This window comes from Nocardioides segetis (genome assembly GCF_051390595.1).
Taxonomy (GTDB): domain Bacteria; phylum Actinomycetota; class Actinomycetes; order Propionibacteriales; family Nocardioidaceae; genus Nocardioides.
Window position 1 is genome coordinate 12,291 of the sequence record NZ_JBNINR010000021.1, and the last position, 24,015, is coordinate 36,305.

General features: G+C 73.2%; 24 protein-coding genes. 5 read left to right on the forward strand and 19 right to left on the reverse strand.

Annotation, left to right across the window (positions count from 1 at the left end; translation table 11 throughout):
* Window positions 1-52 precede the first annotated feature (52 nt).
* Window positions 53-820 (forward strand): SDR family oxidoreductase, encoded by a 768-nt coding sequence (locus ACPZVR_RS23460; RefSeq protein ID WP_436702105.1) that lies wholly within the window; start codon window positions 53-55, stop codon window positions 818-820.
* Window positions 821-896: 76 nt separating this feature from the next.
* Here the strand turns inward: ACPZVR_RS23460 and ACPZVR_RS23465 are convergent, their stop codons facing one another.
* From ACPZVR_RS23465 to ACPZVR_RS23520, 12 genes are all read right to left on the reverse strand, one after another.
* Window positions 897-1,781, reverse strand: a complete 885-nt coding sequence (locus tag ACPZVR_RS23465) for an LLM class F420-dependent oxidoreductase (protein WP_436702106.1) — start codon at window positions 1,779-1,781, stop codon at window positions 897-899.
* Window positions 1,778-3,364, reverse strand: a complete 1,587-nt coding sequence (locus ACPZVR_RS23470; protein ID WP_436702107.1) for a class I adenylate-forming enzyme family protein — start codon at window positions 3,362-3,364, stop codon at window positions 1,778-1,780. The genes ACPZVR_RS23465 and ACPZVR_RS23470 overlap by 4 nt, the downstream gene beginning before the upstream one ends.
* A complete protein-coding gene (locus tag ACPZVR_RS23475) occupies window positions 3,361-4,329 on the reverse strand; it encodes an amidohydrolase family protein (RefSeq protein WP_436702108.1) in 969 nt (322 codons plus the stop codon). Before ACPZVR_RS23475 ends, ACPZVR_RS23470 begins: the two co-directional genes overlap by 4 nt.
* A gap of 3 nt (window positions 4,330-4,332) precedes the next feature.
* On the reverse strand, window positions 4,333-5,514 hold the full coding sequence (locus tag ACPZVR_RS23480; protein ID WP_436702109.1) for a thiolase family protein: 1,182 nt from the start codon (window positions 5,512-5,514) through the stop codon (window positions 4,333-4,335).
* Window positions 5,515-5,530: 16 nt separating this feature from the next.
* Window positions 5,531-6,343: an SDR family NAD(P)-dependent oxidoreductase gene (locus ACPZVR_RS23485; protein ID WP_436702110.1), complete on the reverse strand. Its 813-nt coding sequence runs from the start codon at window positions 6,341-6,343 to the stop codon at window positions 5,531-5,533.
* Window positions 6,343-7,512: an acyl-CoA dehydrogenase family protein gene (locus tag ACPZVR_RS23490; protein ID WP_436702111.1), complete on the reverse strand. Its 1,170-nt coding sequence runs from the start codon at window positions 7,510-7,512 to the stop codon at window positions 6,343-6,345. The genes ACPZVR_RS23485 and ACPZVR_RS23490 overlap by 1 nt, the downstream gene beginning before the upstream one ends.
* A gap of 135 nt (window positions 7,513-7,647) precedes the next feature.
* Window positions 7,648-8,631: a nuclear transport factor 2 family protein gene (locus ACPZVR_RS23495; RefSeq protein WP_436702112.1), complete on the reverse strand. Its 984-nt coding sequence runs from the start codon at window positions 8,629-8,631 to the stop codon at window positions 7,648-7,650.
* Window positions 8,632-8,636: 5 nt separating this feature from the next.
* Window positions 8,637-9,557: an SDR family NAD(P)-dependent oxidoreductase gene (locus ACPZVR_RS23500; protein ID WP_436702113.1), complete on the reverse strand. Its 921-nt coding sequence runs from the start codon at window positions 9,555-9,557 to the stop codon at window positions 8,637-8,639.
* A gap of 92 nt (window positions 9,558-9,649) precedes the next feature.
* Window positions 9,650-10,354: an ABC transporter ATP-binding protein gene (locus ACPZVR_RS23505; protein ID WP_436702114.1), complete on the reverse strand. Its 705-nt coding sequence runs from the start codon at window positions 10,352-10,354 to the stop codon at window positions 9,650-9,652.
* Window positions 10,299-11,120 carry an ABC transporter ATP-binding protein gene (locus tag ACPZVR_RS23510; RefSeq protein ID WP_436702115.1) on the reverse strand — a complete coding sequence of 274 codons (822 nt, stop codon included), beginning with the start codon at window positions 11,118-11,120 and terminating at the stop codon, window positions 10,299-10,301. Before ACPZVR_RS23510 ends, ACPZVR_RS23505 begins: the two co-directional genes overlap by 56 nt.
* The gene (locus ACPZVR_RS23515; protein WP_436702116.1) at window positions 11,117-12,040 is read right to left on the reverse strand and encodes a branched-chain amino acid ABC transporter permease; all 924 of its coding nucleotides are present in this window, start codon (window positions 12,038-12,040) and stop codon (window positions 11,117-11,119) included. The genes ACPZVR_RS23510 and ACPZVR_RS23515 overlap by 4 nt, the downstream gene beginning before the upstream one ends.
* Window positions 12,041-12,056: 16 nt before the next feature.
* On the reverse strand, window positions 12,057-12,944 hold the full coding sequence (locus ACPZVR_RS23520) for a branched-chain amino acid ABC transporter permease (RefSeq protein ID WP_436702117.1): 888 nt from the start codon (window positions 12,942-12,944) through the stop codon (window positions 12,057-12,059).
* Between the two features lie 307 nt (window positions 12,945-13,251).
* Here ACPZVR_RS23520 and ACPZVR_RS23525 point away from each other — a divergent pair, with 307 nt between their 5' ends.
* The 4 genes from ACPZVR_RS23525 to ACPZVR_RS23540 are packed head-to-tail and all read left to right on the forward strand — an operon-like array spanning window position 13,252 to window position 16,418.
* Window positions 13,252-14,526 (forward strand): acetyl-CoA hydrolase/transferase family protein, encoded by a 1,275-nt coding sequence (locus ACPZVR_RS23525; RefSeq protein ID WP_436702118.1) that lies wholly within the window; start codon window positions 13,252-13,254, stop codon window positions 14,524-14,526.
* Window positions 14,523-15,008, forward strand: coding sequence for a MaoC family dehydratase (locus tag ACPZVR_RS23530; RefSeq protein ID WP_436702119.1), 486 nt, complete (start codon window positions 14,523-14,525; stop codon window positions 15,006-15,008). Before ACPZVR_RS23525 ends, ACPZVR_RS23530 begins: the two co-directional genes overlap by 4 nt.
* A 13-nt stretch (window positions 15,009-15,021) precedes the next feature.
* Complete coding sequence (locus ACPZVR_RS23535) at window positions 15,022-15,546, forward strand: nuclear transport factor 2 family protein (protein WP_436702120.1); 525 nt, start codon at window positions 15,022-15,024, stop codon at window positions 15,544-15,546.
* Entirely contained in the window at window positions 15,543-16,418 is an 876-nt protein-coding gene (locus tag ACPZVR_RS23540; RefSeq protein ID WP_436702121.1) for a TIGR03620 family F420-dependent LLM class oxidoreductase, read from the forward strand. Before ACPZVR_RS23535 ends, ACPZVR_RS23540 begins: the two co-directional genes overlap by 4 nt.
* A gap of 99 nt (window positions 16,419-16,517) precedes the next feature.
* On the opposite strand, the gene ACPZVR_RS23545 is transcribed toward ACPZVR_RS23540, so the two are convergent.
* The 7 genes from ACPZVR_RS23545 to ACPZVR_RS23575 are packed head-to-tail and all read right to left on the reverse strand — an operon-like array spanning window position 16,518 to window position 23,966.
* Window positions 16,518-17,693: an ABC transporter substrate-binding protein gene (locus ACPZVR_RS23545; protein ID WP_436702122.1), complete on the reverse strand. Its 1,176-nt coding sequence runs from the start codon at window positions 17,691-17,693 to the stop codon at window positions 16,518-16,520.
* A gap of 39 nt (window positions 17,694-17,732) precedes the next feature.
* Entirely contained in the window at window positions 17,733-18,902 is a 1,170-nt protein-coding gene (locus ACPZVR_RS23550; RefSeq protein WP_436702123.1) for a thiolase C-terminal domain-containing protein, read from the reverse strand.
* Window positions 18,899-19,294, reverse strand: coding sequence for a Zn-ribbon domain-containing OB-fold protein (locus ACPZVR_RS23555; RefSeq protein WP_436702124.1), 396 nt, complete (start codon window positions 19,292-19,294; stop codon window positions 18,899-18,901). The genes ACPZVR_RS23550 and ACPZVR_RS23555 overlap by 4 nt, the downstream gene beginning before the upstream one ends.
* A gap of 4 nt (window positions 19,295-19,298) precedes the next feature.
* Window positions 19,299-20,837: an AMP-binding protein gene (locus tag ACPZVR_RS23560; protein WP_436702125.1), complete on the reverse strand. Its 1,539-nt coding sequence runs from the start codon at window positions 20,835-20,837 to the stop codon at window positions 19,299-19,301.
* Window positions 20,834-21,874: an acyl-CoA dehydrogenase family protein gene (locus tag ACPZVR_RS23565; RefSeq protein WP_436702126.1), complete on the reverse strand. Its 1,041-nt coding sequence runs from the start codon at window positions 21,872-21,874 to the stop codon at window positions 20,834-20,836. Before ACPZVR_RS23565 ends, ACPZVR_RS23560 begins: the two co-directional genes overlap by 4 nt.
* Window positions 21,871-23,076 (reverse strand): acyl-CoA dehydrogenase family protein, encoded by a 1,206-nt coding sequence (locus ACPZVR_RS23570; protein WP_436702127.1) that lies wholly within the window; start codon window positions 23,074-23,076, stop codon window positions 21,871-21,873. The genes ACPZVR_RS23565 and ACPZVR_RS23570 overlap by 4 nt, the downstream gene beginning before the upstream one ends.
* Window positions 23,073-23,966: an LLM class flavin-dependent oxidoreductase gene (locus ACPZVR_RS23575; protein ID WP_436702128.1), complete on the reverse strand. Its 894-nt coding sequence runs from the start codon at window positions 23,964-23,966 to the stop codon at window positions 23,073-23,075. Before ACPZVR_RS23575 ends, ACPZVR_RS23570 begins: the two co-directional genes overlap by 4 nt.
* Window positions 23,967-24,015: the final 49 nt, after the last annotated feature.

Below are 24,015 nucleotides of genomic sequence, written 5' to 3' on the forward strand. Positions count from 1 at the left end.
ATCCAGTAATGTATCAAGCACTTGCTTGATTTACTAGCCTTCAGGAGGATCGATGGATCTGCAGCTCGACGGCCGCGTCGCCCTCGTGACCGGGGCGAGCGCCGGCATCGGCCGGGCGACCGCCCTCGCTCTCGCGGCCGAGGGCGCCGACGTCGTCCTCGTCGCCCGCCGGCGTGCGCTCCTCGACGAGGTCGCCGCCGAGACGGCGGACGTCGCCGCCGACGCGGACCGGTCCCGCAGCCCCCTGGTGATCGAGGCCGACCTCACCGACCCCCGGGTCGCGGCGCGGATCGCCGACACGGTCGCTCGCGAGCGCGGCGGGCTGGACGTCCTGGTCAACGTCGCCGGTGCGGCCGAGCAGCCGGGCGACGTCCTCACCGAGGAGCTGTGGCACCGGCAGTTCGAGCTCAACTTCCACTCCAAGCGGCGCCTCACCGACGCCGTCCTGCCGATGCTGCGGTCCAGCGTGAGCGGTCGGGTGGTCAACTTCGTCGGGCTCCTGGAGCCGAGCGTCGTGTCGGCCGCGCAGGCGGCGGTCGCCGCGTGCATCCTCTGGTCGAAGGCCCTGTCCCGATCCGTCGCCCCCGACGGCGTCACCGTCAACTGCATCGCCCCCGGCCGGATCGAGAGCGAGCAGGTCCGGCGCGCCTACCCGACCGAGGAGTCGCGCGCCGCGCTGATCCGCAGCCGGATCCCGGCGGGCCGCTTCGGCACCCCCGAGGAGGCGGCCGCTCTCGTCGCCTTCCTCGCCTCGGGACCGGCGTCCTACGTCACCGGCGACCTGTTCAGCGTCGACGGCGGCATGCACTGGTCGATCTGAACGGCCGACGCCGTCGCCCGGACCCCTCCCGGCGACGGCGTCGGCGACACCCGGTGCGCTCAGCCGCGCCCGGCCCTCACAGCCCGACGATCTCGGCGTAGCGCCGCATGTCCCTCTCGTAGTCCGCGTCCCCGATCCGGGGGGACACCACGACCTCGTCGATGCCGAGCCGGAAGGCCTCCTCGATGTAGGCGCGGTCGTCCTCCCAGTCCTTCTCGGTGCTGCCCTTGCTGCGGCGGCCGACCTTGAGCGACAGCTCGGACATGTCGCGGCCCGCGGCGTCCATCAGGACGCTGAGCTTGTCGATGAAGACCTTGATGTCCTCGTGGGTGCGGCTGTAGCCGGCCCAGCCGTCGCCGTACTTCACGATCCGCTCGAGGGTGGCGCGGCTGTTGCCGCCGACGATGACGGGCAGGCGCCGCTGGGCCGGCTTGGGGAAGCAGTAGAGCGGCTCGAAGTCGACGAACTCGCCCGAGAAGGTCGTCTCCTCGGCCTCGTCCCACAGGGCGCGCATCGCGGCGAGGTACTCGTTCATCCGCTCGCCACGGCGCTCGAACGGGACGTCCAGCGCGGCGTACTCCTCCTCGGACCAGCCGACGCCGACGCCGAACTGGAACCGGCCGCCGCTGAGCTGGTCGATGCTGGCGACCTGGCGAGCGGTGATGATCGGGTTGCGCTGGGGTACGACGAACACGTAGGTGCCGATGCGCAGGGTGGTCGTGGCGGCGGCGATGGCGCCGGCGAGCACGAGGGGGTCGTGGACGCCGAGCGTGCGGTGGACCTCCTGGGCGCCGCCGGACTCGTAGGGGTACTGCGAGCGGTAGCTCGGGAAGAAGACGACGTGCTCGGGCAGCCACACCGAGTTGTAGCCGATCTCCTCGATCAGCTGCGCGGCATCCATCGACCAGCGACCGTCGCGCGGCCCGGACCCGGGGAAGAGCTCACTGATGCCCAGCTTCACGGCTGGCCTCCTGTCGTTGCGGTCGAGCCGTCCGGCGCGGTCGCCCCGGTCAGCTGCTCCTTGAGGACGTGCTTCATCACCTTCATCCCCGCGTTGCGGGGCAGGGCGTCGAGGACGAACAGGTGGACCGGCTTCTTGTAGCCGGCCAGCTGCGAACGGGCGAAGTCGCGGACCTCATCGAGGGTGACGGTCGAACCGGGGCGCAGGACGACGGCGGCCGAGACCGCCTCGCCCCAGCGCTCGTCCGGCAGTCCGAAGACGGCCGCCTCGGTCACGTCGTCCATCAGCAGGAGGACCCGCTCGACCTCCGCGGGGTACACGTTCGCGCCGCCGCTGATGATCAGCTCCTGCGCCCGGCCGGTGAGGTAGTAGTAGCCGGCCTCGTCGCGGTAGCCGAGGTCGCCGGTGAAGTAGGAGCCGTCGCGCAGCGCGGCCGCGGTCTTCTCCGGCTGGTTGTGGTAGCCGGAGAACATGGTGTCCGCCTCGATGACCAGCTCGCCGACCTCTCCGGGCGGCAACGGGTTGCCGTCGGCGTCGACGACCCGCATCGAGGACGTCGGCAGCGGGCGGCCGACGGTCTCGAAGATGCTGTCGGCGCCGCCGAGTCCCCGCCAGTCGGACCGGTTGGTGATGGTGATCGGTCCGACCACCTCGGTCATGCCGTAGGTCTCCACGAGACGGTCGTCGATGAGGGCGACCAGGTCCGAGGCGAGCTCGGGCGGCAGCGGGCCGCCGGAGTGCAGGACCGACTGCAGGGTGTCGAGGGCGGCGGGGTGGAGGCGCAGCGCCTCCATCAGGCCGGGGATGAGCGGCGTCAGGCCGAGCGTGAAGGTCGCCTTGTTCTCGACCATGTGCCGACCCCACTCGTCGGGGGTGGCACCGGCGATGAACGCGACCGTGCCGCCGGTGTAGAAGTGCGGGAAGATCACGCCCCACAGCCCGGACACGAAGGACCAGCCGCCCGGGAAGGCGGCGTGCCCCTGGAGCGGGAAGCGGTAGGCGTAGGGCACCAGCTTGATGCAGTTGACGACCGCGCGGTGGCTGACCAGGACGCCCTTGGGGAAGCCGGTCGTGCCGCTGGTGTAGCCGACGAGCGCGATGTCCTCCGGCGTCGCCGGGTTCGGCACCGGCTGGCTCGAGGCCGCGGCGAGGACGTCGTCGAAGGCCTCCGCCCCCGCCGGCGCGTGATCGCCGATCGCGAACCACGCCGCGAGTCCGCTCCCCGTCGTCAGCTCCGCCGCGACGCCCGCGGGCCCGTCGGTGTGGACCAGCGCCACGGCCCCGGAGTCGGAGATGACGTAGTCGACCTCCGGCGCGGTGAGCCGGTCGTTGACGTGGACGGCGGTGTAGCCGCCGAGGGCGAGGCCGACGTAGACCTCCAGCGACTCGACCCGGTTGGCGCCGAGCATCGCGGCGACGAACGAGCCGGGTGGCACGCCGCGCTCGCGCAGGGCGTGCGCGAGCCGCCAGCCACGGTCGACGACCTCGGCGAAGGTACGTCGCTCCGCGCCGACCGTGACCGCCACGTTGTCGTGGAAGCGCCGTCCGGCGTTGGCGAACAGGGCTCCGAGGGTGTCGCTCATGTCAGCTCCTTGAGGTCGAACAACCGGATGGCGTTGCCGGCGAGGAAGAGCCCGAGCTCGTCGTCGGTGAGGACCGCGGGATCGCCGTCGTACGGCGAGGCGAGGTCTCCGACCATGCTGACCCAGCGCTCCAGGTCCGCGCCGTCCGGGTCCTCCTTGGGACCGCGGATGATGTCGGAGCCGAAGACCAGCCGGTGCGCTCCGACCTGCGCGCGCATCGCGCGGACGCGGCGCCGGAACTCCGCGTAGTCGACGGCGGCGACACGCTGCCACAGCGACAGCTCGAGATAGGCGTGCTGCCACCCCGTCGCGCAGTCGAGCGCCTCGCTCCACCACGCCTCGATCCCGGCGTGGGCGAAGGACACCCGCAGCGTCGGGTACGACGCCAGGAGGGCGCCGATCTCGGCGGGTCGGCAGCGGATCACCTGCAGCGGGTCGCCCCCGAGGGGGCTGCAGTGGATGACGGCGGGGATCTCCCGCTCGACGAGGGCCTCGAACAGCCAGGCGTGCGCGGGATCGCGCAGGTCCCAGCCGGCGGCGGGATACAGCTTGAACCCGCGGCAGTGCGGGTGCGCCGCGGCGGCCTCGAACAGGGCGCGGGCGTCGGGGTGACGCGGGTCGAGGCCGGCGGCGAAGTAGAGCCGGCCCTCGTGGCGGGTGCAGACGTCCTCGTAGCGCGCGTTGAGGTCGGCGATCGGCAGGTGCTCGCCACCGGGGGCGCCGACGATCGTCCAGTCGACGACGGGCACGAGGCCGGCCGCGACGCCGGCGCGGTCGAAGGCCGCCATCGTGAGCGTCGCGTCGGGGTCGCTCTGCCCGACCGCGACGTGGGCGAGGATGTCCTCGGGGTCGCGCGCCGGCAGCCGGCGTCCGGAGCCCTGCCGGGCCCAGGCCCGGCGCAGCCCCTCCGGGAGCCAGGTGGCGTCCCAGACGTGCATGTGGGCGTCGATGACGAGGTCGGTCACCGATCAGCCCCTCGCCAGGATGTGCACGCTCGAGGCGGCGGTCAGCCAGTCGACGACGCCGCCGCCGATCTGGACGACCGCGCGGCGCGGGTCCTCCAGCTGGAGGTCGCCCGCCTCGCCCCGGAGCTGCCGGACGACGTCGTGGATCTGGGCGAGCCCGCTGGCCCCGAGCGCGTGTCCCCGCCCGACCAGGCCTCCGGAGCGGTTGACCGGCATGGCGCCTCCGGCCTCCGTCACGCCCTCCATCGCCCAGCGCTGCTCGTCGCCGGGCGCGCAGAGGCCGACGTCGGTCCACGCCATCAGCTCGTAGGCGACCGAGGCGTCGTGCACCTCGGCGAGGTCCATGTCCGCGGGGCCGAGCCCGGCCTGCTCGTACGCCGCGTGCGCCGACGCCTCCACGGCATTGGGGGCGTCGGGCCGGTCGGCGGGCGGCCGGGTGGCCATGCGGGAGCCGAGGATGTCGATCGACCGGGAGGAGGCCACGGCCTCGGGCCGGCTGGTCACGACGACCGCGGCGGCGCCGTCGCTGACCGGCGAGCTCATCAGCACGGTGAGCGGCTCGACGACGACCCGGGCGTTGAGGACGTCCTCGGGCGAGCCGCCGAAGCGGCGGTGCGCGAAGGGGTTGAGGCGGGCGCTCTCGAGCGAGCGGGAGGTGACCCGGGCCAGGCCCTCCATCGTGACGCCCCGCTCGTCGAACAGGGTGGCCGCGAGTCGCGCCTGGCGATCGACGAAGGGGCTGCGCTCCTGGCCGGCGCCGTCGCCGGTCGCGAAGCCCTGCTCGACGTCCATGCCGGCGGCGTAGGCGCTGAACGTGCGCTGCCGGTCCTCGTGGTTGGCCTTCTCGACCCCGAGGGCGAGCACGGTGTCGTACATCCCGGACGCGACGGCCATCCAGGCCAGGTGCAGGGCGTTGCCACCGGACGCGCAGGCGTTCTCGACGTTGTGGATGGGGATCCCGGCCAGGCCCATCGGATAGCCGACGACCTCGCCGCGGATGCACTCCTGACCGGTGATCAGCCCGGCCAGCGCGTTGGAGAAGAACATCGCCTGGACGTCGGGGACCGCGATGCCGGCGTCCGCGAGGGCCGCGTCGACCGCGACCTTGCCGAGGTCCTTCATCGACCGGTCGAGGAACTTCCCGAACGGGCTCATCCCGACACCGCTGACGACGACCTTGCTCATCTGCTGCTCCTCCTGCTCACGACACGACTGGGGGGACGGGCCAGGCAGCGCTCACGCCGCCGTCCACGAGAAGGCTCTGGCCGGTGACATAGCCGGCGTCGTCGCTCACCAGGAAGGCGACGGCGCCCGCGGCCTCCTCGGGCCGGCCCTCGCGCCGCATCGGTACGACGGCCGCGCGGGCGGCTCCCGGCGCGTCGCCGAACTCGCGGCGCACCAGGGCGGAGTCGATGTTGCCGAGCACGACCGCGTTGGCGCGGATCCCGCGGTCGGCGTACCGCACCGCGACGTGGCGCATGACGGCGAGCTGGGCCGCCTTGGTGGCCTCGTAGGACAGCGAGCGCCGGCTGCTGTAGACGCCCGCGGTCGACCCGATGAACGCGAACGCGCCGGCGCGCTGAGCCAGCATCGGGCCGAGCGCGGCCTGGGCGGTCAGCCAGTGCGAGCGGACGTTGACGTCGGAGGCGACGTCCCAGTCCTCGAGGCTCTGCACCTTCAGCGGCTCCCGGCCGGACAGGCCGACATTGCACACGACGATGTCGAGGCGGCCGGCGCCGTGGTCGATCGCGGCGGAGACCGCGGCCCGGCACGACGCGGGGTCCGCGGCGTCGACCTCGACCGCGAGGCCCGGTCCGTCGAGGTGTGCGACGGTCGCCTCGGCGCGGGCGAGCACCTTGTCGCCGACGACGACGGTCGCGCCCTCCGCGGCCAGGCGCAGCGCGATGGCGCGTCCGTTGCCCATCGGCAGGGCCTTGCCCGGCCGGGCCGGACCGTCACTGCCGCCGCCAAGGACGTAGGCGACCCGGCCCTCGAGGCGTCGCGCGGCGGTCATCAGTAGCTCCGCGGGAGGCCCAGCACCTGCTGGGCGATGAAGTTGAGCGACATCTCCTGGCTGATCGGCGCCAGGCGCATGATCCGTGCCTCGCGCCAGTAGCGCTCCACGTGGTACTCCTCGGCGTACCCGAGCCCGCCGTGGGTCTGCACCGCGCGATCGGCGGCGTCGTAGCCCGCGTCCGCGGCGAGGTACTTCGCCATGTTCGCCTCGGCGCCGCAGGACAGGCCGGCGTCGTACCTGGCGGCGGCCACCATGGTCAGCTCCCAGGCCGCCTCCAGCCGCGCGTAGGAGTCGGCCAGCGGGTGGCTGAGCGCCTGGTTGCTGCCGATCGGGCGGTCGAAGACGCGTCGGACCTTGGCGTACTCGGTCGCCCGGCGCAGCGCGGCGTGGCCGATGCCGGTGGCCTCCGCTGCGATCAGGATCCGCTCGGGGTTGAGGCCGGCCAGGATGTGCTTGAAGCCCTTGCCCTCCTCGCCGACGAGCCGCCACCCCTCGACGGGGAGGTCGTCGTAGAAGGTCTCGCAGGTGGCGACCGCGTTGCGGCCCGCCTTGGGGATCGGGCGGATGTCGACGTGGTCGGGGTCGAGGTCGATCAGGAACAGGCTGAGCCCGTCGAAGCGGCCGGCCTCGGTGTCGGAGGCCGGCGCGGTCCGCGCGAGCATCAGCGCCATCGAGGACTCGAGCGCCTTGCTCGTCCAGATCTTCTGGCCGCTGATCCGCCAGCCGTCGCCGTCGCGGACGGCGCGGGTCTTGATCCGGGAGGTGTCGGTGCCCGCGTCCGGCTCGGTGACGGCGAACGCGACGTGCAGGTCGCCGGCGGCCGCGGCCGGGAGGAAGGTCTCCTTGAGGCGGTCGTTGCCGTACTTGATGACCGGCTGGAGCCCGAAGACGTTCATGTGCAGGGCGGTGCAGCCGTTCATGGCCGCCCCGGACGCCGCGACCTCACGGAGCAGGATCGCCGCCTCCGTGACGCCGCGGCCACCGCCGCCGTACTCCTCGGGGATGGCGAGGCCCACCCAGCCGTCCTTCGCCAGTGCGTCGAAGAACTCCCAGGGGAACCGGTGGTCCCGGTCGCAGGCCGACCAGTAGTCGTCGTCGAACCCGGCGATGCGCTCGCGGATCGCCTTGGCGATCAGCTCGTGCTCGGGGTCGCGCAGCTCACGCATCGGCGGCCGCCGAGAGGAATGCGGTGGGGCGGGGCGTGAGCTTCATCGTCGTCCTTCGTGGGGTGTTCGGTGAGCGACTCTCATCGCACCGTAGAGCATGCGCTTGATTAGAATCAAGCGTTTGCTTCACATTGGTCACAGGTCGATCCCGTACACGTCGAAGGCGTGCCGGGTGTCGCAGTACTCCCGGATCTCGGCGAGCCGGCCGCCCTCGGCGCGGAGCACGAAGACGTAGCGGTTCTGGTAGGTGCCACCGCGTCGGTGCACGCCATGGCCCTGCACCTCGACCGCGACCAGACCGCTGCCGGCGAAGTCGTCGTCGGTCACGACGCGGTGCGCGCGCAGCCGCAGCCCGTCGGGGAAGGTCGTGCGCAGAGCGCCGATCCGCGGAGCCCGGACGGCGACGGGGACGCGCCCGACGACCACGAGCTCGGCGTCGGGGTCCGCAGGCGCCTCCGGGCCCGCGGTCCGCACCCGGCCGCCGTCGGCCCACCAGGTCGCGGTCGGCGTGCACAGGGCGAGCAGGCGGTCGCCGTCGGCCGCCTCCAACGCCGCCAGGAAGTCCGCCGCCAGCCGCTCCCCCGGGCCCGCCGGGCCCCCGGAGCGCGCGTCCGCGAGGACGTCGGCGGTCGGCTCCGGCGCACGGGAGCGCCGGTCCAGGCCGCGGCCGTCGAAGACCGCGGCGCTGTGCGCCGTGTCGAGGTACTCCCGCAGGGAGGTCACGGCACCGTCGCGCACGGTGAGCACGAAGGCGTACCGGTTGCGGTAGGGCCGCTCGCCGAGGAACATGCCGTCGCCCTCGACCTCCACGACGGCGACATCGCCGCCGGCGAAGGACCGGCGCACGTGCTGGCGTACGCCGCCGGGGAAGCGCTCCGGCACCGAGCGGAGCAGGTCGCACTTGGTCTGCGCCGGCATCAGGCCGTGCAGTGGCCACGGCCGGTCCTCGCCCGGATCGACGTCGAGGACGCCGGCAGCGCGGTCGAGCCCGGTGTCGACCCACCAGGTGCCGTCCGGCGCGAAGCAGCGGCGCACGCCCTCCGCGTCGTTCGCGTCCAGTGCCGCCATCAGGCGCAGCGCCGGGGCGAGGACGCGGTCGGCGGGGCCGGGATCGCGCACGGGGATCAGGCGCCGGCGCCGGCGCGGTCCCCGTCCGACAGCAGGTCGACGAGGACGCCGAGCTCCTGCTGGAACGAGGTCATCACCTCGGCCAGGTCGGGGTCGTTCACGGTGTCCCAGCTGTCGCGCAGCGCCTCGGGGGTGATGTCGCGGGAGAAGTACCCGGGGGTCTGCGCGACGACGACCCGGGCCACCCGGCCACCGCCCACGTTGTAGACCTCGCCGGTGGTCTCGCACTCGGCGGCGGCCAGCCACAGCACGAGCGGCGCCACCAGGCTCGGGTCGAGCCGGTCGGCGAGGTCGCCCAGCAGGTTCTCCGTCATCCTGGTCCGCGCGCCCGGCTCGATCGCGTTGACCTGGATGCCGCTGCGGGCACCCTCGATCGCCAGGGTCTTCGTGACGCCCCAGATGCCGGCCTTCGCCGCCGCGTAGTTGGTCTGGCCGAAGTTGCCGAAGATGCCGGCCGCCGACGTCGTGTTGATGATGCGCCCGTAGCCCTGCTCGGCCATGACCGGCCAGGCGGCCTTGCTCATCCAGATGGTGCCGCCGAGGTGCACCTCGAGCACCGGCGCGACCTCCTCGGGGGTCAGCTTCGCCATCGACCGGTCGCGCAGGATGCCCGCGTTGTTGACCAGGATGTCGAGTCGGCCGTAGGTGTCGGTCGCGGTGGCCACGATCCGCGACGCGCCGTCGAGCGTGCTGACGTCGTTGGTGTCGGCGACCGCGATGCCGCCGGCCGCGCGGATCTCCTCGACGACCTGCTCGGCGGGCGACGCCTCGCCGCCCGCGCCGTCGAGCGCGCCGCCACGGTCGTTGACGATCACCGCGGCACCGCGTGCACCGAGCAGCAGGGCGTGCTCGCGGCCGAGGCCTCGTCCGGCGCCGGTGACGACGGCGACACGACCGTCCAGCCTGATCTCGCTCATGGTGGGTGGGACTCCTTCTGGGTTCGGACGGTTCGGGGCGGGCGGGACGAGTCGCGACGCGGGGACGACTCAGCCGGAGAGTCAGCCGAGAGTCAGCCGAAGAGGGCGGACATGACCTCCGCGCGGCCGCGCACGGCCTCCGCGGTGCCGTCGGTGACGATCTGGCCGCGCTGCATGACGTAGACCCGCTCGCTCACGGCCAGGGCGAGCTCGGCGTTCTGCTCGACGAGCAGGATCGTCGCGCCGTTGTTGTGCAGGGTCTCGATGGTCTGGAACAGGATGTCGACGATCGACGGCGCCAGCCCCATCGACGGCTCGTCGAGGAGCAGCACCTCGGGGCGGGTCATCAGCGCCCGCCCGAAGGCGAGCATCTGCTGCTCGCCACCGCTCATCGACGCGGCGAGCTGGTCGCGCCGGTCCGCGAGCCGCGGGAAGAGGTCGAAGACCTCCGTCAGCTGCTCCTTCTGCTGGGCCTTGGTGCTGCGACCGCTGTACGACGCCAGCTCGAGGTTCTCGAGCACGGTCAGCGGAGGCGCCACGCGGCGGCCCTCGGCCACCAGGGCGACGCCGGAGCGGACCACCTTGTGACAGGACCAGCCGGTGATGTCGCGCCCGCCGACCGTGACCGCGCCGCCGGACGGCTTGTGCAGGCCGGCGATCGTGTTCAGCGTCGTCGTCTTGCCGGCGCCGTTCGAGCCGATGAGGGCGACCAGGGTCCCCTGGGCGACCTCGATGTCGACCTCACGAACCGCCGGAACCGCGCCGTGCGCGGCGGAGAGTCGCGATACGCGCAGCATCGGATCGCTTTCCAAAGTAGGCCTCCTTGACCTCGTCCTGCTCCAGGCACCACGTCGGCGCACCCTCGGCGAGGAGTGCACCGGAGTTCATGACCGAGACGGTCTCGCAGAACTCCTCGACGAGCCGCATGTTGTGCTCGATGAGGATCAGCGTCAGGCCGAGCTCGCGGAGCTCGACCAGCAGGCGGCCGACCTCCTCGGACTCGACGTCGTTCATGCCGGCGGTGGGCTCGTCGAGGAGCAGCACCTTGGGGTTGGTCGCCAGCGCCCGGGCGATCTCGACGCGACGCTGGTCGCCGTACGACAGGGTCTCGGCGAGCGCCGAGTGCGGCGCGCGGCAGCCGACCTTCTCGAGCAACTCGCCCGCGCGCTCCCGCATCTCCCGGCGCTCGCGGCGCTCGGTCGGGCTCATCAGGATCGCGCCCGCGATGGTGGAGCTGCGCTGCATGTAGGCGCCCGCCACCACCGTCTCCAGGACGGTCAGACCGGGGAACAGCCGGATGTTCTGGTAGGTCCGGGCGACGCCGCGACGCGCGATCTGGAACGGCTGCATCCGGGTCACGTCCTGGCCGAACACGTCGATCCAGCCGGTGTCGGCCTGGATGAAGCCGCTGACCATGTTGAGCACGGTCGTCTTGCCGGCGCCGTTGGGGCCGAGGATGCCGTGGATCCGGCGCGGCGGCACCTGGATGGTCACGTCGTCGACGGCCTTGAGCCCGCCGAACGCCTTGGTGAGGCCGACGATGTCGACCGCCAGCCCGCTCACGAGGCCACCTCCGCCCGGACGGCGGGCTGCGGCTCCCGCGGGTCCGGCCCGTCCGGCTCGGGACCGCCGCCCCTGCCGCGCCACCAGCGGGCACGCACCAGCCGCAGCCGGCGTACGTCGACGAGGCCGCGCGGCATGTAGATGATGATCAGGACCAGCAGCACGCCGGTGACGACGCGGTCGTACTCGCCCATCGGCTCGCGCAGCAGCTCCGGCAGGATCGTGAAGACGACCGCGCCCACGATCGGCCCGAGCCAGTGGAAGGCACCGCCGAGGACGACCGCGGCGAGGGTGACGAAGCCGAGGTGGGTGTAGAACGTGTCCGGCCCGATGTACTGCAGGAAGCTCGACTGCAGGATGCCCGCGACGCCGCCGAGGGCGCCGGAGATGATCATGCCGACGAACTGGATGCGGCGCGGCGAGATCGCCAGCGTCTCCGCCACGGCGGGATCCTCGCGGACCGCGTCCGCCGCGAGCCCGAAGCGCGATCCGGCGAGCCGGGCCATGACGTACGCGGCGACCACCAACGTCCCGATCAGCCAGGCCCAGGTGCCGAGGTCGCCCGGCACCAGGGTGCCGGTCGCGCCGCCCGTGTACTCGGTCAGGTTGAGGATGAGGACGCGCCCGATCAGCACCATGGCGATCGTGGCCATCGCCAGGTAGTGGCTGTCGAGCCGGATCAGCAGTCCGGCGGTCAGCGCGCCGAGGCCGGCGCCGAGGGCGGCACCGAGGAGGAGGCCGAGGAACGGCGAGAGGCCGAGCGTGCCGGCGGCGTACCCGAAGGTGAAGGCGCTGACCGCTCCGAAGAAGACCGGCGCGAGGCTGAGGACGCCCGTCCACAAGGACGCGTAGATCGCCAGCGCGAAGAGGGCGTTCACCCCGGCGAACTGCAGGGTGATCATCCAGGCTGTTGTGCTCACGAGTCGTTCTCCTTGCTCAGGCTCGGACGAGCTGTCGTTCGCCGAAGATGCCCTGCGGCCGGACCACGAGGACCACCATCAAGACGCCGAACGTGATCGCGTCCCGGAAGCCGGACGAGATGTACTGCGCACTCATCACCTCGAGCACCCCGATCGCGACGCCGAGCAGCGCGGCGCCGCGGATGTCGCCGTAGCCCCCGACGACGACGGCCGCGAAGCCCTTGAGCAGCAGCGCCTCGCCGATGCCGAAGGAGACGTTGTTGTCGGACAGCGCCGCGAGGATGCCGGCGAGGCCGGCGATCGCCGCGGCGAGGAAGGCCACGGCGATGAGCGTGCGGCGGGCGTTGACGCCGACGATGGTCGCCGAGCGTGGGTCGACCGAGACCGCGCGCACGGCCGCGCCGAAGCGGCTGCGGGTGAGCAGCAGGTGGACGGCCGTCACGATCACCACGAGCGCGATCACGCTGATCACCTGGGCCGGCAGGAGGAGCAGCCCCGCGACCCGGATCGGCTCGGTCGGGACCGACTCCGTCGGGTAGCTCGTCGCCGTGGGGCCGCTGAAGGCCTCGGCGAGCGTGAGCAGCACGATCCAGATGCCGATGCTGGCGATGATCGGGGCGAAGGTGCCGGCGTTGCGCTTGCGCAGCGGCTCGAACGCGATCAGGTCAGCGGCCACGCCCAGCGCCCCGGCGAAGCCGACGCCGAGGAGGAGGGCGAGCCAGAAGCTGAGCCCGTGCTCGGACACGAGCCAGTACGACGACAGGGCGCCCCACGTCGCGAACGTGCCGTGGGCGACGTTGAGGATGCCCATCTTGGCCAGGATCAGCGAGAACCCGACCGCGAAGAGCGCATAGATCGACCCGAGTGCGATGCCGTTGAGCAGCTGTTGCATCAGCAGTTGCACGGAACGGTCCCTCCTTCTGGCGAGCGACGCCGAGTCCGGTCCCGTCGCTGAATCAAGCGCTCGCTTGAAGTGCAAGTAAGCCACGTCACAACAGCCCTGTCAAGACGTGAATCAAGCACTTGCTTAAATCCCTGGGGCGGACTACGTTCGCGGATGCCCCGGGTCGGCCGGGGAACGCCGTGGACGACGCAGGAGCAGCCTCCGGACGCCCCCGCCGACGACGTGGCCGGCCGCGGCGAGGATGCTCCGCCCGCTCGCCGACAACCCACCGATCCCAGCCCCACGACCGCGACAGGAGGTGGCGCCGGTGCCGCCGCCGCCCACCCACAGCACGCCCGCCGAGGCCGTGCGCCGGATACCGCCGGGGTCCGCGATCGTGGCCTCCCCGGGATGCGGGACGCCCGAGACCCTGCTCACCGAGCTCGGCGCCGCCGCCGACCTCCTGGGCCGCCCGACGCTCTACTCCGGCCTGCAGCTCGGCCGCTACCCGTTCCTCGACGCCGCCGCCGCGGGGCTGCTCCGCTACCGGACCTGGCATCCCTACGGCCCGGCCCGGGCCGCACTCGCGCCGGGCAGCGTGGACTACGTCCCGGCACGCGGCTCCGCCGTACCCGGGCTGCTCGACCAGTGGGAGACCTCGGTCGCGCTGGTCCGCGTCTCCCCACCCGACCGCAACGGCTGGTGCAGCCTCGGGCCCTCGGCCAGCTACGTCTGCCACGCGGTCGCCCGGGCCGCGCTCGTCATCGCCGAGGTGGACCCGCGGACCCCGCGCACGACCGGCGACTCGATGCTCCACGTCTCGCAGCTCGACGTCCTGGTCGAGGCCGACACGCCACCGTGCACCTTCCCCGCCGCCGTCCGCGACGAGGTCAGCGACCGGGTCGCCGGCCACGTGCTCGGCCTGCTGCCGCCCGAGCCGACCCTCCAGCTGGGCATCGGCGCCATCCCCGAGGCGCTCACCGCCTTCCTCGCCGAGAGCGGGGTCGGGCCGGTGCGGATCGTCGGCATGGGCAACGACGCCATGGTCGACCTCTTCGAGCGGGGCCTGCTGCGCTGGACCGACACCGGCGAGGCCCCCGCCATCTCCGCCGCCGAGCTGATGGGCACCCGCACGCTGATGGAGTTCGCCGACGGCAACCCCGCGATCGTCCTGCGCGACAGCCGCTTCGCCCACGCACCCCGGGAGCTCGCCCACATCCCGCGCCTGGTCGCGGTGAACTCGGCGATCGAGGTCGACCTCGCCGGGCAGGTCGGCTCCGAGCTGGTCCGCAGCCGCCAGGTCTCCGGGATCGGCGGCAGCGCCGACTTCGTCGAGGCCGGCTTCGGCTCCGCCGGCGGGCTGTCCGTCATCGCGCTCCCGTCGACGACCCCGGACGGCCGGCACAGCCGGATCGTGCCCCGCCTCGGCGCGGACGTCGTCTCGCTGGCGCGGCACACCCCCGACGCTGTGGTCACGGAGTACGGCGTCGCCTGGCTCCGCGGCCGCACCGAGGCCGAGCGCGTCGAGGCCCTCGTGGCCGTCGCGCACCCCGACCACCGGGACGGCCTGCTGACCCCCACCGACCCCCAGGAGACCCGATGACCGTCCACACCCGCCGCGGCCGCTACTACGAGGAGATGATCCCGGGCGACGTGTTCAAGCACGAGCCCGGGCGCACCATCACCGAGGCCGACAACGTGCTGTTCTGCAGCCTGACCATCAACACCCAGAGCCTGCACCTCGACGCGGTGAAGTCGGCCGAGTCGGAGTTCGGGCAGCGGCTGGTCAACAGCCTCCTCACGCTCGGCATCGTGTGCAGCATCGGCGTACCCGACCTCACGCAGAAGACGACGATCGCCAACCTCGGCTTCCAGCAGATCGCGTTCCCGGCGCCGGTCTTCATCGGCGACACGCTCTACTGCGAGACGGAGATCAAGGACCGCCGGCCCTCGGCGTCCCGGCCGGGCCAGGGCATCGTCACGCTCGAGCACCGCGGCCTCAACCAGGACGGCGTACTGGTGTGCACGGCGGTGCGGAGCGCGCTCGTGAAGTTCCTGCCCGAGGGCGAGACCGCGCTCGCCTGATCCGAGGACCGGCATGACGACTCCCCTCACCACCCCCGCCCCGGGCGACGACGCCCTCGCGCGGCTGGAGCGGCTCGAGCGGCGCATCGCCGAGCTCGAGAGCGTGCGCGCCATCGAGGCCCTGGCCAGCCGCTACCACACGCTGTGCGACGGCGGCTGGGCCGGACCCAGCCATGCCGACGTCGACGCGCTCGCCGACCTCTGGCTGCCCGACGGCGTCTACTCCATCAACGCGGCACGGCCGCCGTGCCGCGGGCGGGCCGAGATCCGCGAGCAGTTCGTCCGGCTGCGGACGTCCATGCCGTGGATCCTCCACACCTTCACCAACAGCGAGATCGACGTCGCCGACGACGGGGACCGGGCGACCGGCACCTTCAAGGGCATCGCCTACTACCGCCGCGACGGGGGGAGCCACGTCGTGGTCGGCTCGTACGTCGGCGAGTTCGTGCGCACCGCCGACGGATGGCGGTTCGCCTCCTGGGTCGCCGACCTCGCGCACGGCTCCGTGCTGACGCCGCCCGCGGAGTCGGACCGATGAGCCTGCCGAGCGGACGCTGGGGCGCCTGGTCCAGCGCGCTCCGGCTGCGCGACAGCGCCGCGGCCCAGGACGCCGCCGCGGCGCTGGAGGAGGCGGGTTGCACGGCGCTGTGGATGACCGGCGGGCTCAGCGACCCCTTCCCGCGGGTCGCGGAGCTGCTCGCCGCGACGTCCCGCACCGTCGTCGCGACCGGGATCCTCAGCATCTGGACGATGCCGGCCGACGCGGTCGCGGACGCCGTCCGCGCCCTGCCGGATCCCGGCCGGTTCCTGCTCGGGCTCGGCGTCAGCCACGCCCAGCTGGTCGACCACGCCGCCCCGGGCCGCTACCGGCGCCCGCTGAGCCGGATGCGCGCCTACCTCGACGAGCTCGACGCCGCCGGCGGCCCCGACGCCGGCGGCCGGGTCCTCGCCGCCCTCGGACCCCGGATGCTCGACCTGGCCGCCACCCGGGCCGCCGGCGCCCATCCGTACCTGACGACGCCGGAGCACACCGCGCTCGCCCGCACGGCACTCGGCCCGGCGGCGTACCTCGCCCCGACGCAGATGGTCGTCCTCGAGGCGGACCCCGACCTCGCCCGGGCCGCCGCCCGTCGCCACCTCGCGATGTACCTCGGCCAGCCGAACTACCGCTCCAGCTGGGAGCGACTCGGCTTCACCGACGAGGACGCCGCCCACGGCGGCTCGGACCGCCTCGTCGACGCGCTGGTCGCCTGGGGCGATCCGGAGCGCGTCGCCGTACGGCTGCACGAGCACGTCGCCGCTGGCGCCGACCACGTCTGCCTCCAGGTGCTCGACCGGCGTGCCGGCTGGAAGGACCAGGCGCTCCCCGTCGCCGACTGGCAGCGCCTCCTGGCCGCCCTCACCCCCTGACCCGACCCGCGCCCGATCCAGATCGACCCGGCGCGTTTGAACGCGCCGGGTCGGCGTCTCTCAGGCGTTCAGACGCGCCGGGTCAGCGTCATTCAGAGTTCAGTTCGAGCCGGGTCGGGGGGACCAGGGGGCGAGCGAGCCGCCCTCGCCCCAGACGAGGTACTGCCCGGGCTCCTCCACCTCGGCCTGGCCGTCGGCGTAGGTCAGCGAGCCGTAGACCGAGACCTGCTCCTCGACCGCGGCGAGCGCCTCGGCCACCTTCGCCGGGTCACCGCTGCCGGCGTCGCGGAGGGCGGTGGCGACCAGCCACATGGCGGTGTAGCCCTGGGCGGCGAACATGTCGGGCGCCGCGCCGTACTCCTCCTCGTAGGCGGCGGCGAACTCCGCGCCCTCGTCGTTGACGGTGAAGGCGGCGCTGAACGGCGTCGGGAAGATCGTGCCGGCGAGGTCACCGCCGGAGGCGTCGTACGCCGCGCGGCTGTCGGCCCCGACGTTGGAGACGATGGTCCTGTCGTAGCCCCGGCTGCGCAGCGCCTTCGCGAGGTTCGCCGTCGAGGAGCCGATCGTGCTGGCGACGACGACGTCGGGGTCGAGGCTGGCGATCTCGGTCGCGACGCCGGTGAACGACGTCTCGGCGGTGCCGACGCGGATCGTCTTGGCGAGGTCGACGCCGTGGCGCTCCAGGCCGGCCTCGTAGACCGCGGCGTCCTGCACCATCGCGTCGTTGTCGTCGTTGACGACCATCACGGCGTCGGCGAAGCCGCCCGCCGGCAGCACGGTGTCGAGGAACTGGTCGTACATCCCGCCGGGCGCCGAGGGCACCTCGAACGGCCGGAACAGGTACGGCGGATCGGCCAGGTCGTCGAGGATGGAGACGGTCACGACGCCCGGGACCGTGCTCTCCCGCAGCAGCGGCGACAGGGCACCGGCCTCGCCGCCGAGGGTGCAGCAGAGCACGGCCGACGCGTCGTCGGCCTCGAGCTGGCGGTAGGCGGCGATCGCCTTGCCCGGGTCGCCCGCGGTGTCGACGATCTCCAGCTCGATCTCCGCGCCGTCGCCGAGGAAGTCGCTGTCGTTGATCTCCGCGACCGCGAGCTCGATGCCCTGCGCCACCGGCTTGCCGGCGAAGGCGCCGGGGCCGGACTGCACGATCGGCGCACCGACGAGGTACGTCGTGGGGCCCTCCTCCCCGTCCGAGGAGGAGCATCCGGCAAGGACGCTGCCGGCGACGGCGAGGGCGGTGAGGGCTCCGGCGGTGCGGACGGCTCGACGCATGGGTGGATCTCCTGTCGGGTGGAGCTCGGGATGTGGACCTCAGAGGGTGGCCGCGCTGCCGAGCACGAGCGTCCCGGAGCTCATGAACATGCCGCCGACCCCGGTGCAGACGCTGATGTCGACGCCGTTGACCTGGGCGGGGGCGGTGCCGCGGACCTGGCGCACGGACTCCTGGATGGCGAACATGCCGTACATCCCGGTGTGGGTGTAGGACAGGCCGCCGCCGTTGGTGTTCATCGGCAGGCTGCCGCCGGGGGCGGTGTGGCCGTCCTCGATGAACGCCGGCGCCTCTCCCCTGCCGACGAACCCGAGGTCCTCGAGCCCGTAGACCGGGACGTGCGCGAAGGCGTCGTAGATCATCAGGTGGTCGACGTCGGCGTGCGCGACGCCGGACTGGGCGAGGGCGCGCTCGCCGGCGACGCGGATGGCCCGCGACGACGTGAGGCTCTCCAGGCCGGAGACGACCGACGACTCGCTGGACTCGCCGGCGCCGAGGACGTAGACGGGCGGCTGGGGCAGGTCGAGCGAACGGGCGCGCTCAGCCGAGGTGAGCACGAGCGCCCCGCCGCCGTCGGTGACCAGGCAGCAGTGCAGCAGGTGGACGGGGTCGGCGATGACGGGCGAGGCGAGCACGTCCTCGACGGTGATCGGGTCGCGCAGCTTGGCGCGCGGGTTCATGGCGGCCCACTGACGCTGCACGACGGGCACCAGCGCGAGCTGCTCGCGGGTCATGGCGTACTCCGCCATGTAGCGGCGCACGCCCATCGGGAACAGCGAGGGCGCGCCGACCGGCCCGTGCGGCACCTCCAGCTGCGCCATGAACGACTGCGGCGCGGGCGCCCACGGCGTCATGCCGATCCGCGAGCGACCGGACTCCCCGTGGGTGACGAGGACGGTCTCGCACAGGCCCGCGCTGATCGCCGCCATGGCGTGCCGCACGTGCAGCATGTACGACGAGCCGCCGACGTTGGTGCCGTCGAGGTACTCCGGCACGATGCCCAGGTAGTCGGCGACGTCGTTGGGCAGCTCGCCGGCCGAGGCGACGCCGTCGACGTCGGCGGGGGTGAGACCGCAGTCCGCGAGCGCGTTGAGCGCGGCGTCGACATGCAGTTCGAGGGCGGACTTGTCGGGGATCTTCCCCAGGTCGGTGCTCTCGGCGGCGCCGACGATCGCGATCGCGCCACGCAGGCCGGCCCCACGGGCGCTCATCGCGCGGCCTCCTCGAGGTCGAAGCAGACGACGCGGCGCTCGCCGCGCTCCTCGAACGCCACCCGCACGGGTACGTCGACCTCCAGCCGGTCGGGCGCGTCGGTACGGACGACCCCGGTCAGGTGCGGCCCCTCCGCGAGCGCGACGACGCCGAGGGCGTACGGCGCCTCGAAGCCGGCCGGGGCGCGGTGGTTGACGACGAACGACAGCAGGACGCCGGTGCCCGCGGCGGGGACCAGCTCGACCGAGCGCGCGCCGCAGCGGGGGCAGCTGCTGCGCGGGTGGAGGAAGAACGAGGCGCAGGCCGTGCAGCGGGGCACGGTCAGCTCGCCGGCGTCGATCCGGTCGAACCACTCCTGGGTGTCCGGGGTGGGCAGCGGGACGGGCTTCACGGGTTCACTTCCTGACGAGGTCGGGCAGCAGGTGCTTGCGGAGCTTGCCGTTGGCGCCGCGGGGCAGCTCGGCGACGACCTGGTACTGGCGCGGCACCTTGTAGCGCGCGAGTCGGTCGTGGAGGAAGGGCGCGAGCAGGTCGGCGACCCCGTCGCCGTGCAGCGGCGAGCCGGGGACGGCCTGGATGACGGCGCACGAGAGCTCGCCCCACTCGGGGTCGGGCAGCCCGACGACGCCGGCGTCCTGGATGTCGGGATGCTCCAGCAGGGCGGCCTCGACCTCGGCGGGATAGATGTTGACCCCGCCGCTGACGATGACCTCGGCCGAGCGGCCGAGCAGGTAGAGGTAGCCGTCCTCGTCGAGGTGGCCGAGGTCGCCGACGGTGACGAAGTCGCCCACCCGGCCGGCCTGCGTCTTGGCGTCGTCGCCGCGGTACTCGAACGCGTGCGCGCCCATCCGGAGATAGACGGCACCGTCGGTGCCGGCCGGGACCTCCGCGCCGTCCTCGTCGAGGATCCGGACCTCGGCACCGGGCTGGGGCCGCCCGACGCTGCCGGGCCGTTCCAGCCACTCGGCGCTGGAGATGGCGGTGCCCGCGGCCTCCGTCGCGCCGTAGTACTCCCACACGACCGGGCCGAACCAGTCGATCACCGCGCGCTTCACCGACTCCGGGCACGGCCCGGCGCCGTGCACGAGGTTGCGCATGCTCCCGACGTCGTACGCCGACCGGGTCGCCTCGGGCAGGCGCAGCAGCCGGTGCAGCTGGGTCGGCACCATGTGGGTCGTCGTGACCCGGTGCTCCTGGATCAGCCGCAGCACGCTCTCGGCGTCGAAGCGGTCCGTCAGCACCACGGCATGGCCGTAGTGCAGCGAGGTGACGGCGAGCCCGCTCACCGCGGTGTGGCTGAGCGGCGAGGTCACCAGGTGCACCCCGTCGTCGAGCGGGGTGATGCCGAACATGCTGAGCTGCCAGGCCGCGCCGGCCGCGAACACGTCGTCGGGGTCGCCCTCGGGCAGCCGGCGCAGCACGCCCTTCGGGCGGCCCGTCGTGCCGGAGGTGTAGCCGAGGTAGGAGCCGGGCGTGCGGTCCTCGACCGGTCCCGTGGACACCCCGGCGACCTCGGCGGTGAGGTCGCGGAAGCCGTCGGCCGCGCCGAAGGCGAGGCGCCGCTCGGCCGGCAGGCCGGCCGCGTCCGCCGCCGCGCGCACCGTGTCGGCGTACGCGAGCGAGCAGAGGACGGCCACCGGGGCGGCGTCCTCGACGATGTAGCCGACCTCGGTGGTGGTCAGTGCCGTGTTGACCGGCACGTAGTAGGCGCCGATCTGCTGGCAGGCGAGCACCAGGGCGATCGCCCACGACTCGTTGGCGACCACGCCGACGACCCGGTCGCCGCGCTCGAGGCCGAGGTCGCGCAGCAGCCGCGCCGTGGCGTTGGCCCGGGCCAGCAGCTCGCCGCGGGTGACGACGGCGCCGTCCGGCTCGACCACCGCGCACGCGACGGGGTCGCCGCCCGCCAGTCGCCAGAAGCCCAGCTCGCTCATCCGCGCCGCTCCTGCGCGACGCGCGCCACCAGCTCGCGCGCCAGGTCGCGGCGCAGCGCCGTCGTCGTGCCGTACGACGCGGCGAGGCCCATCACGCGCTTGAGCCAGATGTGGAGGTGGTACTCCCAGGTGAACCCGATCCCGCCGTGCAGCTGGAGTGCGTCGACGTTGGCCCGCGCGGCGGCATCGCCGGCGTAGGCCTTCGCCGCGGCCGCGCGGCGCGCTCCGTCGGGCTCGTCGACGGCGTCGAAGGCGTCGAAGGCGGCGAGGGCAGCCGCGGTGGCCATGTCGACCATGACCGCGAGGTCGGCGGCCTTGTGCTTGACCGCCTGGAAGGAGCCGACGGGGCGGCCGAACTGCTCGCGGACGGCGACGTACTCGACGGTGAGGTCGAGCAGTCGCTGGGAGGCGCCCGCGAGCAGGCAGGCCGCGCCGGCGAGGGCCAGCGTGCGGGTGCGGGCGACGACGGCGCTGTCGTCGCCCACGACGGTGCCCGCGCCGGTCGGCGCGACCCGCGCCAGGGGGCGCAGCGGGTCGAGGGCGGCGACCGGGGTGACGTCGAGCTCGTCGGCCGTGAAGGCGCGCACGACGCCGTCGGCGCCCAGGTCGAGCAGCAGGTCGGCGTCGGCGGCGTACGGCACCAGCGGCGTGAGCTCGCCGAGGCGGACGACGGCGACCGCCTCGCCGGCGGCGATGCGCGGCAGCCAGGCGTCGGCGACGGAGCCGGGCAGGGCGCCGAGCACGGAGACGGCGAGCACCGCCGTCTCCAGGTAGGGCTCGGGGACCGCGTGCCGGCCGAGGCTGTGCAGCACGCCGGACAGGTGGGCGGGCGTCAGTCCCGCGCCGCCGTGCTCCTCGGCGACGAGGGCGGAGACCAGGCCGGTCTCGGCCAGCCGGCCCCAGAGTGCGGGAGTGTGGGCGGTGCCGTCGTCGATCCGGGCGCGCAGGAAGTCGAGGTCGCAGTGGCGGCCGAGCAGGTCGTCGGTGAGCTCGACCAGCTCACGGCGGTCCTGGTCGAGGGCGTCGGGCAGGGTCATCGTCGCGGCTCCATCGGCAGGCCCAGCACGCGTTCGCTGATGATGTTGCGCTGGATCTCGTTCGTGCCGCCGAAGATCATGGCGGCCCGGGCGTACCAGTAGCGGTGGTGCCACTGGGACCACGCGCGCAGCGTGGCGGGGTCGGCGTCCGGCAGCGCGCCCGGGTCGCCGACGACGGCGCCGTCCTCGGCGAGCAGGCGGATACCGGTCTCGAAGATGTCGTGCTGCATCTGGGTCCAGAAGACCTTGTTGATGCTGGCGGTGCTGTCGAGCTCACCACCGGCCTCGGCGCGCGCGGCCAGCCGGTAGACGTTGGCCCGGTAGACCTCGGTCTGCACCAGGACCCGGCCCAGCTCGTCGAGCGCGTGCGTGTCGTCGCCGAGGCCGCGCGCGTCGACCAGCGCGGCCAGGTCGGCGACGTCGCCCGCGAACTTGGCGTGGTCGCCGAAGACGGCCCCTCGCTCGAAGCCGAGCGTCGACATCGCGACCGCCCAGCCGCGGTCGACCTCGCCGACGACGTTCTCGACCGGCACCCGGACGTCGGTGAAGAAGACCTCCGCGAAGCCGCGGGTGCCGTCGACCATCGCGAGCGGCCGGACCTCCACGCCGGGCGAGCGCAGGTCGATGCACAGGAAGGTGATGCCGTCATGCTTGCGCTTGCGTCCCGCCTCGGGGTCGGTGCGCACCAGCGCGAAGATCCAGTCGGCGAAGCCGCCCATGGAGGTCCAGATCTTCTGGCCGTTGACGACGAAGTGGTCGCCGTCGCGCTCGGCGCGGGTGCGCAGCGAGGCGAGGTCGGAGCCGGAGCCGGGCTCGCTGAAGCCCTGGCACCAGATGGTCCGGCAGGCCAGCAGGTCGGGGATCCAGCGTGCGCACTGCTCGGGCGTGCCGTACTGCATCAGCACCGGGCCGAGCAGGTAGAGCCCGCCCATGTTGATCCGCTCCGGCGCGCCGGCGCGGTAGTACTCCTCGGCGAACGCGATCGACTGGCGCAGGCCGGCGTCGCGGCCGCCGTACTCGGTGGGCCAGTCGACGGCGGCGTACCCGCCCTCGAAGAGCCGGCCCTCCCAGGCACGGTGCAGGTCGAAGCCGGCGCGCTCGGTCCACGGCGGCAGCGGATCGGCGGGGACGTTCTCGGCGAGCCAGGCGCGCACCTCGGCGCGGAATTCGGCGATCTCGGCGTCGGTGACGGGCGCGTTCATGCCGCGAGCCCCAGTGCGTCGGAGACGGCGTGCATCGTGTCGGCGTAGTCGTGCGCCGCCATCCGCAGCGAGAGGTTGACGCCGTCGGCACCGAGCTCGAGGTAGCGCTCGACCACGGCGGGCAGCGACTCCATCTCGCCGGTGAAGCGGAGACCGGCGATCACGTGCTGCTCGGCCCGGTCGCGCCCGGCCTCCTCCAGCTGGGCGCAGTACGTCGCGTGGTGCTCGGCGAACTGCGAGGGGGTGAGGTTCCAGGGGTACCACCCGGTCGCGACCGCCGCGGCCCGGCGCAGCGCCGCGGGCGAGTGCCCGCCGACCAGCATCCGAGGCATCGGCGCGGGCTGCTCGGGGTAGATGCCGTCGGGGTCCGCCCACAGCCGGGTGAGCTCGGCGATCCCCTCGCCGCAACGGCGACCGCGGGTCTTGAACTCGGTCTGGCAGGCGGCGAACTCCTCGGCCGACCAGCCCACGCCGACGCCGAGGTCGACCCGGCCGTCGGTGAGCGCGGCGACCGTCATCAGGTCGCGGGCGAGCAGCCGGGGGTTGCGCAACGGCAGCAGCATCACCGAGCTGCCGATCCGCAGGCGGGTCGTCGCGGCGCACACCTCCGCCGCGGCCTGGAGCACGTCGAGCAGTCCCTGGTCGGCGGCCGCCTCCACCCGGGCCTTGCCGTCGACGGTCTTGTTGTGCCGCTCGACCTTCTCGGGGTCGGTGGCCGACGGCGCCTCGGGGTAGGGGTACTCCGAGGTGTACTCGTCGAAGAAGACGATGTGCTCCGGAAGCCAGATGCCGGTGAACCCCAGCTCCTCGGCCGTCCTGCCGAACTGTGCCATGAAGGCGGGGTCCCGCTCGGTGCTGCCGTCGAACAGGTCGACCAGGCCGATCTCCACCGAGGCTCCTCTCGTGGTCGTGCGTGGCTGGATGGGTCTGGATGGGTCT